General features: G+C 55.8%; 10 protein-coding genes. 7 read left to right on the top strand and 3 right to left on the bottom strand.

From position 1 onward, the window contains the following. The first annotated feature begins 14 nt into the window (after window positions 1-14). From rpoZ to trmH, 4 genes are all read left to right on the top strand, one after another. The gene (rpoZ, locus tag STH12_RS19760; RefSeq protein ID WP_126169126.1) at window positions 15-293 is read left to right on the top strand and encodes a DNA-directed RNA polymerase subunit omega; all 279 of its coding nucleotides are present in this window, start codon (window positions 15-17) and stop codon (window positions 291-293) included. A 24-nt stretch (window positions 294-317) separates the two neighbouring features. Further along, entirely contained in the window at window positions 318-2417 is a 2100-nt protein-coding gene (gene spoT / locus STH12_RS19755) for a bifunctional GTP diphosphokinase/guanosine-3',5'-bis pyrophosphate 3'-pyrophosphohydrolase (protein WP_126169125.1), read from the top strand. Between the two features lie 37 nt (window positions 2418-2454). Beyond that, window positions 2455-2838, top strand: coding sequence for a RidA family protein (locus tag STH12_RS19750; RefSeq protein ID WP_126169124.1), 384 nt, complete (start codon window positions 2455-2457; stop codon window positions 2836-2838). A 64-nt stretch (window positions 2839-2902) separates the two neighbouring features. Beyond that, complete coding sequence (gene trmH, locus STH12_RS19745) at window positions 2903-3628, top strand: tRNA (guanosine(18)-2'-O)-methyltransferase TrmH (protein ID WP_126169123.1); 726 nt, start codon at window positions 2903-2905, stop codon at window positions 3626-3628. 86 nt (window positions 3629-3714) lie between these two features. Here the strand turns inward: trmH and STH12_RS19740 are convergent, their stop codons facing one another. Further along, window positions 3715-6285 (bottom strand): PKD domain-containing protein, encoded by a 2571-nt coding sequence (locus tag STH12_RS19740; RefSeq protein WP_126169122.1) that lies wholly within the window; start codon window positions 6283-6285, stop codon window positions 3715-3717. 283 nt (window positions 6286-6568) lie between these two features. Here STH12_RS19740 and STH12_RS19735 point away from each other — a divergent pair, with 283 nt between their 5' ends. The 3 genes from STH12_RS19735 (at window position 6569) to STH12_RS19725 (ending at window position 11314) form a co-directional block, all read left to right on the top strand. Next, on the top strand, window positions 6569-8224 hold the full coding sequence (locus tag STH12_RS19735; RefSeq protein WP_126169121.1) for an AMP-binding protein: 1656 nt from the start codon (window positions 6569-6571) through the stop codon (window positions 8222-8224). A gap of 219 nt (window positions 8225-8443) precedes the next feature. Then, a complete protein-coding gene (locus STH12_RS19730) occupies window positions 8444-9703 on the top strand; it encodes an anaerobic sulfatase maturase (RefSeq protein ID WP_218567763.1) in 1260 nt (419 codons plus the stop codon). A gap of 39 nt (window positions 9704-9742) precedes the next feature. Further along, window positions 9743-11314, top strand: a complete 1572-nt coding sequence (locus tag STH12_RS19725; protein ID WP_126169120.1) for an arylsulfatase — start codon at window positions 9743-9745, stop codon at window positions 11312-11314. A gap of 67 nt (window positions 11315-11381) precedes the next feature. Here STH12_RS19725 and argH read toward each other — a convergent pair whose 3' ends face one another. Continuing rightward, window positions 11382-12752: an argininosuccinate lyase gene (gene argH, locus STH12_RS19720; protein WP_126169119.1), complete on the bottom strand. Its 1371-nt coding sequence runs from the start codon at window positions 12750-12752 to the stop codon at window positions 11382-11384. A gap of 110 nt (window positions 12753-12862) precedes the next feature. Then, window positions 12863-14086: an argininosuccinate synthase gene (locus STH12_RS19715; protein ID WP_126169118.1), complete on the bottom strand. Its 1224-nt coding sequence runs from the start codon at window positions 14084-14086 to the stop codon at window positions 12863-12865. Window positions 14087-14099 lie beyond the last annotated feature (13 nt).

Below are 14099 nucleotides of genomic sequence, written 5' to 3'. Positions count from 1 at the left end.
GGGAGTTCCACTACATGGCTCGCGTAACTGTAGAAGACGCCGTAAAGCAGATCGGCAACCGTTTTGACATGATCCTGGTTGCGGCCCGTCGCGCCCGTCAAATCGCCGTGCAGGGTAAAGACCCCATGGTGGAAGAGCAGAACGACAAGGCCACTGTTATCGCCCTGCGCGAAATCGAAAAAGGCCTGGTAAACGCCAGCACTCTGGATGCCGATGAGCGTCAGACCGTGCGTGAGCGTGAAGCCGCCGAAATCGCCGCCGTGGCTGCCATTGCAGAAGGTCGTTCACTCTAATTTTTAGCCCGGGAGGTATGCCACTTGTATCTGTTTGAAGGTTTAAAGGAATCGGCTTCCGCTTACCTCGACAGCGGCCAAGTGGCATTACTTAAACAGGCTTATCAGGTCGCCCGCGATGCCCATGAAGGGCAAATGCGCACCAGTGGCGAACCTTATATCACCCATCCTGTAGCAGTGGCGAAAATTCTGGCCGACATGCGTCTCGATCACGAGACCCTGATGGCCGCCCTGCTGCACGATACCATTGAAGACACCCACGTCACCAAAGAAGACCTCGCCGAGCTGTTTGGCGATGCAGTTGCCGATTTGGTGGAAGGTGTCTCCAAGCTCGACAAGCTCAAATTCCGCGATAAAAAAGAGGCCCAGGCGGAAAACTTCCGCAAAATGATGATGGCCATGACTCAGGATATCCGGGTCATTCTCATCAAGCTGGCCGACCGCACCCACAATATGCGCACTCTCGGCGCCCTGCGTCCGGACAAGCGCCGTCGCATCGCCCGGGAAACCCTGGAAATTTACGCCCCCATAGCCAACCGTCTGGGTATTCACAATATCAAGACCGAGCTTGAAGATCTGGGCTTCCAGGCCTATTACCCCATGCGCTACCGGGTGCTCAGGGAAGTGGTTAAAGCTGCCCGCGGCAACCGAAAAGAGCTTATCGCCAATATTGAATCCGCCGTTGGCGCCCGCCTCGAAGACACCGGCATTCCAGCCAAAGTCAAAGGCCGGGAAAAGAATCTCTATTCCATCTACAACAAGATGCGCAGCAAAGAGCTGCAATTCCAGGAAGTGATGGATATCTACGCCTTTCGCGTCATCGTCGACAGCATAGATACCTGTTATCGGGTGCTGGGCGCCATGCATGGCCTGTATAAGCCGCGCCCTGGCCGCTTTAAAGACTATATCGCCATTCCCAAGGCCAACGGTTATCAGTCACTGCACACCTCCCTGTTTGGCCCCCACGGCGTGCCTGTTGAAATCCAAATCCGAACCGAGGATATGGATCAGATGGCCGACAAAGGGGTTGCGGCGCACTGGATGTACAAAAACGGCAGCGAAAACGGCACTACCACCACTCAGGTGCGTGCCCGTAAATGGATGCAAAGCCTGCTGGAGTTGCAGCAAAGTGCCAGCTCGTCGTTCGAGTTCGTGGAAAACGTTAAGACCGAACTCTTCCCTGACGAAATTTATGTGTTTACTCCGGAAGGCCGCATTCTCGAGCTGCCGGTGGGCGCCACCGCCGTGGACTTTGCCTACGAAGTGCATACCGACGTGGGTAACACCTGTGTGGGTGCGCGGGTAAACCGCCAGGCCTATCCGCTGAGCCAGCCGCTGATTTCCGGTCAAACCGTTGAAATCATTACAGCAAAAGGCGCCAAACCCAACGCCGCCTGGCTTAACTTTGTAGTCACCGGCAAAGCCCGCGCCAAAATCCGTCAGGTGCTGAAAAACCTCAAGCACGACGAAGCCATTACCCTGGGCAAACGCCTGCTCAATCATGCTCTTGGCGAAACCAAGCTCGACAGCATCTCGGCGGAGCAGCTGGAGCGGGTGATCCAGGAAACCAAACATAAAGATTTGAACAGCCTGCTGGCCGACATTGGCCTTGGCAACGCCATGAGCATAGTGATAGCCCAGCGCCTGCTTGGCGATACCGTGCCTGAAAGTCGCGGTGAGTCACACCTGATGCCTATTCGCGGCGCCGAAGGCATGCTGGTGTCCTTCGCCAAATGTTGCCACCCAATCCCCGGCGATGCGGTGATCGCCCATGTGAGCCCAGGCAAAGGCCTGGTGGTGCACATGGAAAACTGCGCCAACATCCGTGGCTATCAGGGCGAGCCGGACAAATACATTCCGGTGCAGTGGGACAAGGTCGACGGCGTCGAGTATCAGGCCAATCTGAGGGTAGAAATCGTCAACCATCAGGGGGCTCTGGCCAAGATCACCTCAATTATCGCCAGCGAAGGCTCCAACATTCATAACCTCAGCACCGAGGAGCGGGATGGTCGGGTGTATCTGATTAACCTGCGGATTTCGGTGCGCGATCGTATCCACCTGGCCAACGTGATGCGGCGCATCCGGGTACTGCCCGAGGTGCTCAGAACCTCCCGCAATCGCTGAGTTGACCGGCTTCTACTCATTCAAAGGAAGAATCACCATGGCTGAAAAAACCATTATCGCCACCGACAAGGCCCCTGCCGCTATCGGCACCTATTCTCAGGCTGTGAAAGTCGGCTCAACCGTGTATCTGTCTGGCCAAATCCCACTGGACCCTGCCACCATGGCACTGGTTGGTGACGACTTTGAAGCCCAAACCGTGCAGGTGTTTGAGAACCTCAAGGCCGTGTGCGAAGCTGCCGGTGGCAGCTTCAACGATATCGCCAAACTGAACATCTTCCTCACCGATCTGTCGAACTTCGCCAAGGTGAACGAGCTTATGGGCCGTTACTTCAACGAGCCTTACCCTGCCCGCGCCGCCATTGGCGTAAAAGAGCTGCCACGCGGCTCGCAGGTAGAAATGGATGGCGTGATGGAGCTGTAATCGGCTCGTCACTCTCAGGGCGCCTCGGCGCCCTTTTGTTTTTTTGTTAACGCAGGAATATGCCATGAGCCCGGAACGTTTTGCCCGCATCAATGAGATGCTGGACAACCGTCAACCGGATCTGACCGTCATACTCGACCAGGTCCACAAGACCAATAACATCGCCGCCGTGCTGCGCAGCGCCGATGCCGTGGGAGTCCACCAGCTGCACGCCGTCTGGCCCGAGAACGATATGCGGGTGTCAGGCAATACCGCCTCCGGCAGCCAGCAGTGGGTGAAAACCAAGCGCCACCCAACAGTGACCGACGCCATTGCAGCGCTCAAGGCTGAAGGCATGCAGGTGGTGGTGACCAACTTCTCCAGTAAAGCCAAAGACTTCCGCGAGATTGACTACACCAGACCCACGGCCATCGTACTGGGGCACGAAAAGTTTGGTGTCAGCGACGAAGCCCTGGCATTGGCCGATGCCGAAGTGATTATTCCCATGGTGGGCATGGTGCAATCCCTCAATGTCTCGGTGGCAGGCGCACTGGTGCTGTTTGAAGCCGAGCGCCAGCGCCGTCATGCCGGTATGTATGGCAGTCGCAAACTGCCGGAAGACTACTGCCAGCAGTTGCTGTTCGAGCAAGGCCACCCCATCTACGCCAAGGCCTGTCGCCGAAAGGGACTGGCCTACCCCGCCATCGACGAAAGCGGCCAAATTCAGGCATCTGATGAATGGTGGCAAAAGATGCGCGAAGCCGACCCCGAGTCCCCACGCCCCGAGCGCGGCCGCCAACGCCGGATGTAATAGGCACAAAGCCATAAAAAAGCCACCCGGGGGTGGCTTTTTCTTATCTCAAATCCAAAGTATCCAGACGTTAACCGTAGACGGGATTACAAACCTTCCGGCAGCGTGATGGGGCGCTCGGTAACCTTGGTCCAGCGACGGTTGTCGGTGTGGGCTGAGTCAAGTACATGCACATCGGCTGGCAGGTCAGCCCCCAGGTAGCTACGCCCCTGACTGTCCATGTAGTAGCGGTGCAACTGGCTCACATAGTAGCTGCTGCCCTGCTGCTCTTGCAGTGTCCATTCACGCTCGCGCGCCAGAGCGCAGTGGTCATCCAGACTGGTTTCAAAACCCGTCGCCTGGCAGTAGCCATATTGACCGACCTGCTCGTGGTTGTAACGATAACGGCGCATGGAGACGGTGCCGCTGTCGTTAAGACGCCAGAAGCCGGGCATCTTAAGCACTTCCGATGCTTCAAATATACCATCTTTATTGTTATCAAACGCATCGAAGGTCAGCATGGTGCCATCGGCATTCAGCTCCACCCAGAAGTAAGAGCCGGGGGTGAAGAAGTCCCAATCCAGGGCGTACATGCCAGCCACATTGGCAGTCGTCCATTCGGCGCCGCTCTGTTTGAGCATCAGGCCAGAGATGGCATAGCCGCTGCTGACCTCGAGCACGTTGACCTCAAGCGGCGTGTCACTGCCAAGGAATGCCACATCCAGGGCGAGATTGTCTTCGCCATCTTGTGCCATCACCTTGAGGTTGCCGTTGTCGCTGAAACTGTAACTGCCGCTGAGTACCTGATACTGAACCGAACCATCACCAAGGAATTGCGGGATATTCACAGTCGCACTGTGGTTATCACCCAAGGTGAGCCCCAGGCTGCTGCGGTACATTTTGCCGGCCTTTTCATGACCATTGAGGATAGCCATGGTCTCGGTCGGCACAGGCACACTGAAGCTGGAGCCTGCGGCAATCAGGGTATCGCCCTTGGCCAGGCCTTCGGTTTTCACCACCGAGAAAGTGCGATGCTGCTCGCTGAACTCATCTTCCTTTTCGCCGTTTGGATAATGATGAGCCAGGTAATCGGACACCAGCAGCTGCGCGCCGGTGGCAGACGCATCAATCCATTTGATAAACTTGTGGGACAGCAGGTTCTGCCTTTGCATCAATTGGCCACCGGAATAGACCGAATCCTCATACAGCAGCACCCCGTCGTTCGGGAAGGTCAAACGGACATCCACTTCCGTTTTCTCCCAGGTAAAGGCGGTTGCCGCGCTGCCAAGATGCAATTGGCCAGTGCCATTGGCGGCCAGCACCAGGCGGTCACCCCGCTTGATACCATCCTGATATTTAAAGAAATAACTGCCAACAACCTCACTGCTTTGCATCGGCGCCCGCATCAGGTTGGGGTCATCAATAATCTCAGCTTCTGCCGCTTCATAGACTGACAACAGCTTATCCTTAACCCTGGTCAGATAAGCGAGCACCTGCTGCTTGTCTTCCACCAGCGCCTGGGTGTCGGCTACCCCTTCAGGCAGCGTCAGCAGCTCATGGGCAGACGCAAAGTCCAGCACCAGCTTGATGGCAGTTGCCAGCGGCAACACGCGGGTGGCATCGTATTGATTTTGCAGGGCATCAAAGGTTTCTGCGCTAGTCACGGCTTCACCGCCATTGGCTTCTTTCAGCAAGGCAGCCACCGCTGTGCTGACGTTGGTCACGTTGACCAGAATCGTCTCTTCCCGGGTAAGAGTTGCATCAGTGCCCGCCATTTCCAGCAAACGATTCACACTGCCGAGCAAGGCCACCAGCCGGGTTTTGCTGTCGGTCTGGGGGCCAACGGCACTGAGTTTAACCAGTTCACCCAGCTCGGAGTCATCCACCGTGAGCGCCAGACTGTATAAGCCATCGACATTGGCAGTGGTATGGAACTGCTTGCCCGCCACGTCGGCGGTCACCTTGGCGTTGGCCACAGGATTATCGGTTACCTTGCCTTCCAATGTCAGCGACACCAGATTAGCTGTCACAGTGACAGTTACATCGCGGCTGCTGGTTTCGCCATCGTTGTCGGTGGCGCTGAGGGTAAATACCAAGGCTTCATCGGCTACCACGGCCGGCGCGGTAAAGCTGAGGGTTTGGCTATCGGCACCGCTCAAAGTAACCCCAGTACCCGACTTCTGGCTCCAGGCGAGCTTGCTGACCGTGCCATCGCTATCGCTGACATTGGCAGTCACAGTGGCGCTCTCGCCTTCCTTCACACTCACATCTGCCACGGTAATGCCTGGCAGACTGTTGTTCACCACGGTCACCTCAACGTCCTGAGACGCGGTGGCGCCCTGGTTGTCGGTCACCGTCAGGCTGAATACCAGAGTCTGATTTTCAGCCACTTCAGGTGCAGTAAAGCTTAGGGTGGTAGAAGTGTCACCAGACAGGGTAACCGCAGCGCCGGACTTCTGGGTCCAGCGATAGGAAGCAATGCTGCCGTCGGCATCGGAGGCTGTGGCGGTCAGTGACACCTGAGCGCGCTCTCTGACACTGGCATTGGCAATTGACAGGGTTGGTGCCTTATTGGCCGTTTGCGGTTCGGGGGTAGCATCTCCACCGCTACTGCCACCACAGGCAGATAAAGATGCGGCCACCAGCGAGGCAAGAATGGTTTTTTGGAATGAGGTCATCAAACACGCTCCATGCTTACAGAATTCAACATCTTATCCAGGTGTTGTCCCAACACCCACCGCAATCCAAACAGGCGCTTTACGGTTTGCAATCCTGTAAAATCAATAGTTTAATAAAAGGAAGGCCGGATGTTAACCCAGCTTCTTTTATCAAACAACCCGCTAACATCTGACCACAACTAAACCATTTGCCCGCCGAAGCAAAAATCGACATACTGGAAATTAAACGCGCGTTTGAACCCATCAGACGCAGGAAAGCATAACGAACAAGATGGAAGTAGAGATGCAAGCCACTATCAAGACTCCTGTAGAGATGCTCAACCACTGGGTGGATACCCAGGGTGACACGGTTTATCTGCGCCAACCGGTAAACGGTCAATACCGCGACTTCAGCTGGCGTGATGTGAAACGTCAGATGGAACAAATTGCCGGTGCGCTGCGCCACTTGGGTCTGGCCCCCGGTGATAAGGTGGCTGTGCTGTCGAAAAACTGCGCCGAGTGGTTTATTACCGACCTTGCGCTGATGCACGGCGGCTATATCAGCGTGCCTATTTACCCCACCGCCAATGCCGATACCATCCGCTACGTGCTGGAGCACAGCGGCGCCAAAGCCATTTTCATCGGTAAACTGGATCACTGGGCTGAGCAGGAAGCCGGTGTCGGCGGTAATATCCTGCGGATGGCATTCCCCTACGACACCATGCCAACCCAATACGGCTGGGATCAGCTGCTGGGCATGGGTCAACCACTCACAGATGCGCCGCTGCCACAGGCTGAGGACATCATGACCCTGATTTACACCTCAGGTTCAACCGGCAGCCCCAAAGGAGCCATCCAAACCTTTGGCGCCTATGCCTGGACCTGTACCGCCGTAGTGCGGGATCTCAAGACCGATGGCGAAGATCGCCTGCTCTCTTACCTGCCACTGGCTCACATTACAGAGCGGGTGGCCATCGAAGGCTCATCCTTCTATTCCGGCAGTGCCGTGGCCTTCGTAGAAAGCCTGGATACTTTCGTCGCCGACGTGCAGCGCATGCGGCCAACCGTGTTCTTCTCAGTACCCAGGCTGTGGACTTTGTTCCAGAAAAACATCATCGACAAGGTGGGCTTCGACAAGCTCAACTTCCTGCTCAAGCTGCCCATCATCAGCTATCTGGTGAAGCGTAAAATCCATAAAGGCCTGGGGCTGGATAAATGCCGCCTGTTGGGTTCAGGTTCGGCGCCAATTCCACCATCCCTTATCCGCTGGTACAACAGCATTGGCCTCAACATCTGTGAAGCCTGGGGCATGACCGAAAACTGCGCCTACTCCATCATCAACTACCCATTTGATGAGCGTAAAATCGGCACAGTGGGTAAACCGGTGGAAGGCTGCCAAATCCGCCGCGGCGAAGACGGTGAGCTGTTGGTGAAAAGCCCCGGCCTGATGAGCGGCTACTATTTGCAGCCGGAAGCCACCGAAGCCGCCTTCGATGACGACGGTTTCTTCCACACCGGCGATCTGTGCGCTATCGATGAAGACGGCTGTGTCAGCATCACCGGCCGGGTAAAAGACAACTTTAAAACCGCCAAAGGCAAGTACGTGGCACCTGTGCCTATCGAGCGTAAACTGGCCCAGGATCCCCATGTTGAGCTGATTTGTGTGATTGGCTCTGGCCTGCCGCACCCCATAGCCCTGGTGCAGTTGTCAGACGGCGCGACTTTGCAGGCCCGTGAAGAAGTGCGGGTTTCTATCAAGGCAACCCTGGATGCGGTGAACCCGAACCTCGAATCTCACGAAACCGTGGATGCCGTGGTGGTAGTCAGCGAGCCCTGGACCATCGAAAACGACGTGCTGACCCCTACCCTGAAAATCAAACGCCATGTACTGGAAGGTCGCTTCTCGGCCAAAGTTGATGGCGTTCGCGGCGCCAAGGTGGTGTGGGAAGACGAGATTTAACCTTAGGTTTCGAAACAAAAAAGCTCGCCGGTTGGCGAGCTTTTTTTATGCACGGGCCTCATGAACCTACACCAATCAAAAGTACCGTTTATGCCTCCAAGTGAGGTTTTAGTTTGATTTGCCGATGATTATTTAGTCAGATGGCAGGATGACTTTATTCCGGCTACAACCCTGCTTCTGCATGCCGGATCCATACGCCAGGATGGCGGGAGGAAGAGTGTGACAGCGATTGATGTAGTATCTGTAACCGACTTCCCTCAGCTAATGCGGGCCAAAACCGCTGTTGGCAGCCAGTTTCGCTTCCATGCAATGATTAAACCCAGCGGCGCCCAATGTAACCTTGATTGCCGCTATTGTTTCTATCTCCATAAAGAACAGCTGTTGGACCAACCCAAGCGTCCCCGCATGAGCGACGCTACCCTTGAACAACATGTTCGTCAGTATATTGAAGCTCAAACATCCACGCAGGTAGTTTTCAGTTGGCAAGGCGGTGAACCCACGCTGATGGGGCTTCACTTCTTTCGTAAAGTGGTTGCCCTGCAACAGAAATATGCAAAAGCGGGTCAGCGCATTGAGAACGACCTGCAGACCAACGGCACGCTGCTGGATGATGAATGGTGTGAATTCCTCAAGCAGCACAACTTCGTCGTGGGCCTGTCTATCGATGGCCCCGAAGCGCTGCATGACTTGCACAGATACAGCAAAACTGGCGGGAAAACCTTTCACGCAGTTAAGCGTGCAGCGAAACTACTGCATGCCCATCAGATCCCTTTCAGCGCACTGTGTGTGATAAATCGCGACAACGCGCAATATCCGCTGGAGGTGTATCGCTTCCTGCGTGATGAAATCAAACCACGACTGATCCAGTTTATTCCCGGGATGGAAAAAGCCGACTTTATGAATTCTGCACCCGGGCATTGGGATATTGACAATCTGCCCGACGAAAATGCCAAAGAAGCACTGCCGGGTCATCCTGGCTCCGTGGTGGCATCCTGGTCTGTCGCGCCTTCCCAGTGGGGGAATTTTCTCACCCAGGTCTGGGATGAATGGCTTGCCAGAGACTACGGCAAGGTGTTCGTGGATCAGTTTGAAAATGTGCTTTCGATGATAACCGGACAAGGCTCGCAGCAGTGCGTAACCAGTCAGGTATGTGGAAAGGCTGTCGCTCTGGAACACAATGGCGATCTCTACAGCTGCGATCACTTTGTTTATCCGCAATACCGACTCGGCAACATCCACCAGCAACATCAGGGGGATCTGGCCTTCAGCGAGCAGCAACAAGCCTTCGGTTATGCCAAATCAGCCAATTTACCGTCCAAATGTCGGGACTGTTCTTATCTTTCACTGTGCTGGGGCCATTGCCCAAAAGACAGGTTCCTGAAAACGGCAAGCAACGAACCCGGGTTACATTACTTATGCCATGGCCTGATGATCTTTTATCGCCATGTTATAGCGGCATGTGACCGGCTATCGGAATAACCAACTCTGGTTAGTTTGTTCAACAGCAAGGAGCAGAGCATGAAGTTAAAGCACTTGGCCGCAGCCATCGGGCTTGGCTTGGCATCACATAGCTATGGTGCAGAGCAGCCAAACATTGTCGTGATTTTTGGCGACGATGTGGGTTGGCAAAACATCAGCGCCTATGGCATGGGCACCATGGGGTACCAGACCCCCAATCTCGACAGCATCGGTAATTCAGGGATCCGTTTTACCGATCACTATGCCCAGCCCAGTTCCACGGCGGGGCGAGCCGCCTTCATTACCGGGCAGTACCCGATCCGCAGCGGTATGACGACAGTAGCCATGCCCGGCGGAGCTTTAGGCCTGAAGGCCGAGTCCCCATCGCTGGCTGAGGTACTGAAAAAAGCCGGCTACGCCACAGGGCAATTTGGTAAAAATCACCTGGGCGACCATAACTTCTCACTACCCACGGTGCATGGTTTTGATGAGTTTTTCGGTAACCTTTATCACCTGAATACTCAGGAAGAGCACGAGCAGCGCGACTACCAAAATTTTGCCAAGGCCTACTCCGGCTCACTGGAGGCCTACCATAAAAAATTTGGTACCCGTGGCGTGCTCCACTGCTTTGCCACGGATACCGCGGACAACACCAAAGACCCTCGCTTCGGCGTCGTAGGCAAACAACGCTGTGAAGATACAGGCCCGCTTGGGCAAGAGCGACAAAAGGAATTTGACCGCAACGAGATGCTGCCCACCACGCTTAAGTTTATCGATAAGGCGGTTAAAGAAGACAAGCCCTTCTTTGCCTGGGTAAATACCAGTCGCATGCACCTTTACACCCGCCTGAATGACAAATGGCGCTATGCTGCGGAAAACATCTCGTCTGACTACGACATGTATGGCAGCGGTATGATGCAGCACGACGATGATATTGGCTTCCTGCTCAAGGAGCTCGAATCACGGGGCCTGAAAGACAATACCATTATTGTGTACAGCACTGACAATGGTCCGGAGCATTCTTCCTGGCCCCACGGTGGCACCACCCCCTTCAGAGGGGAAAAGATGACCACCTATGAAGGCGGCGTACGGGTCCCAACCATGGTCAGCTGGCCCGGCAAAATTCCGGCAGGACAGGTGCTCAACGGCATTCAGGGACATCAGGATCTCTTCACCACCCTGGCCGCTGCAGCAGGCGTATCAGACGTGAACGAGCGCATGCTGAAAGAGAAAAAACAGTATATTGATGGGGTCAACAACCTCGATTACTGGACCGGCAAAAGCAGCAAATCGGCCCGTGACCACATCCTCTACTACTTTGAAGGCCAGCTGTCTGCCGTTCGGGTAGGGCCCTGGAAATTCCACTTCGCTATTGCCGAGCACTACTACGACAACCTGGTGCCACTGGCCAAGCCCAAGGTGTATAACCTGAGGGCTGACCCCTTCGAGAGCTACGACTCTGTCGACTCAAACGGCCACCTGGTGCAAAAAGTATCCTGGATGTTGGCACCGGTAAGCGAGATAGTGCAGCAACATGTTGAGAGCCTGGTGAAATACCCACCCACCCAGGGTGGCTCGACCTTCGACATGGCGAAAACCATCGAAGATGCAATGAAGAAGACCCAGCAATAATCTGAGTGGATTCACCTACAAAAAAGCTCGCCGGTTGGCGAGCTTTTTCATGTTCCAAATGCAGGCATCAATACTGCTGTTTTTTCGCAGCCAGCGCCGCTGAAACCTGATTGATGGCAGTACCGCCAAGCACGTTGCGCTTGGCCAGACACTCATCCAGGCTCAGGTGCGGGTACACATCCTCGCCAATCACAGCGGCAAAGCGCTGCAACTCGGCGATGGGCAGGTCTTCCAGCGCCACACCCTGGGCGATGGCATGCAGCACCACTTCGCCCACCACATGGTGCGCCTCACGGAAGGGCATGCCCTTGGCCACCAGATAGTCGGCAAGCTCGGTGGCGTTGGCATAGCCCGCCTGGGCCGCCTGCTTGGTGTTGTCGCGGTTCACCTTCACCCCTTCCAGCACCAATGCTGCCATGTCGAGACAAATGCCCCAACTGTCGATGGTATCGAACAAGCCTTCTTTGTCTTCCTGCATGTCCTTGTTGTAGGCCAGCGGCAGCGCCTTCATGGTGGTGAGAATGCCCACGAGATTGCCGTAAACCCGGCCGGTCTTGCCGCGGATAAGCTCGAGTGCATCGGGATTCTTCTTCTGTGGCATCAGGGATGAACCCGAAGTCACATTGTCAGCCAGCTCCACAAAAGCCGCTTCGCCGGTGTTGAAGAAAATCAGATCTTCCGCCAGCCGCGACAGGTGCATCATAGAGAGTGACGCCGCAGAGCACAGCTCCACCACATGGTCACGATCAGAGACCGAATCCAGACTGTTGAGGGTCGGACCGCCAAAGCCCAGCGCCGCGGCCAGCGCATGGCGGTCGATGGCATAGGCTGTGCCTGCCAGCGCGCCTGAGCCCAGCGGGCAGGTGTTGAGGCGCTTGAGTGCATCGGCCAAACGGGATAAGTCCCGCTCCAACATTTCCACATAGGCCAGACACCAGTGACCAAAGGTTACCGGCTGCGCCCGCTGCAGGTGGGTGTAGCCTGGCATCACTGCATCCAGCTCGCGGCTCGCCAACGCCAGCAGCGCCTGAATAACAGCGGTCAGCTTGGTTTCAAGCAAACTGCCCGAGGCCTTGCACCAGAGCTTAAGATCGGTCGCCACCTGATCGTTACGGGAACGGCCGGTGTGCAGTTTCTTACCGAGATCGCCAACCTTTTCAATCAGTTTGGTTTCAACAAAACTGTGAATATCTTCGGCGCCGCTGCCGATAATGGCAGACTCATCCTCGCCCACTTCTTCAAGCAGCTCGCTCAGTGCGGCCTTAAGACGGCTGCATTCATCGGCATTAAGCACGCCCACGCTGGCGATGGCATCGGCCCAGGCGATGGAGCCTTCCACGTCCTGCACAAACAGTCGGTAATCGACCGGCAAAGAGTCGTTAAAGAGTTGGAACAGGGCGCTGGCCTGCCCCTGAAATCTACCGCCCCACAAGGCCATAGCGATTCTCCTTCTGCCCGGGCGTGCCCGGAAATTAAAATGAATGGGGGCCAACGAAGGCCCCCTAACTGACAAGGCGGCTTACTTGGTGTTGTAAGCGCGGATGCGGCTTACTTGGTGTTGTAAGCGCGGATGCGGCTTGCCAGCGAGTACAGGCGGATAAAGCCCTCGGCGTGCTTCTGGTCGTATACGCTGTCCTGACCGAAGGTGGCAAAGGCTTCCGAGTAGAGGCTGTTTGGTGAGCGCTTTTGCACTGCAGTGGCCTGGCCCTTGTAGAGCTTAACCACCACTTCGCCGTTCACCTGAGTCGCCAGAGATTCGGAGGCGGCCAGCAGTGAGTCGCACAGTGGCGTGAACCAACGGCCGTCATACACCAGATGCGCCATCTTGGCGGCGATCTGCTCGCGCCACTCACGGCAGCTCTTGTCCAGCACCAGCTCTTCGATGGCCCGCAGCGCAGCAAACATTACTGTGCCGCCGGGGGTTTCGTAGCAGCCACGGGACTTCATGCCCACCAGCCGGTTTTCGGTGATATCGATACGGCCAACACCATGTGGCGCAGCAATAGCATTGAGGGTCATCAGCGCCTGATATGGGGTCAGAGCCTCACCGTTCACCTCTGTGATCCGGGCATTTTCCACCTTGAGGGTAACGAAGGCTGGCTGGTCAGGCGCATCTTCCGGGTCAACCGTCATGGTCCATACCTGCTTGGAAGGCTGATTCCATGGGTCTTCCAGCTCGCCACCTTCGTGGGAGATGTGCCACGCGTTGGCATCGCGGCTGTAGATCTTGGTGGCGGAAGCCGAAGTTTTGATATTGCGCTCGGCAAGGTAAGCCAGCAAATCTTCACGGCTTTCCATGTCCCATTCACGCCATGGGGCAATCACCTTCAGATCCGGTGCCAGCGCGGCGAAGCAGCCTTCGAAACGCACCTGGTCGTTACCCTTACCGGTACAGCCGTGGCACAGGGCGTCGGCGCCCACTTTACGGGCCACTTCCACCTGTGCCTTGGCAATGATGGGACGGGCCATGGAGGTACCCAGCAGGTAAGTGCCTTCATAGATGGCACCGGTGGCAATGGTGGGGTAAATGTAGTCTTTTACAAAGGCTTCTTTGAGGTCGACGATATGGCACTCGCTTGCACCCGAGGCCAGCGCCTTTTCGGTCAGGCCCACCAGCTCTTCTTCACCCTGGCCGACGTCGGCACAGAAGGCGACAATTTCACAGTTGTCGTAGTTTTCCTTCAGCCAGGGAATGATTGCCGAGGTATCCAAACCGCCCGAGTAGGCCAGGACAACCTTTTTTACACCGCTTTTGTTTTGTTCAATTGCCATAACTGTTTCCCAG

The organism is Shewanella khirikhana (assembly GCF_003957745.1).
Lineage (GTDB): Bacteria > Pseudomonadota > Gammaproteobacteria > Enterobacterales > Shewanellaceae > Shewanella > Shewanella khirikhana.
The sequence above is the reverse complement of the archived record's forward strand: the minus strand, read 5'-3'. Positions and strand labels throughout refer to the sequence as shown.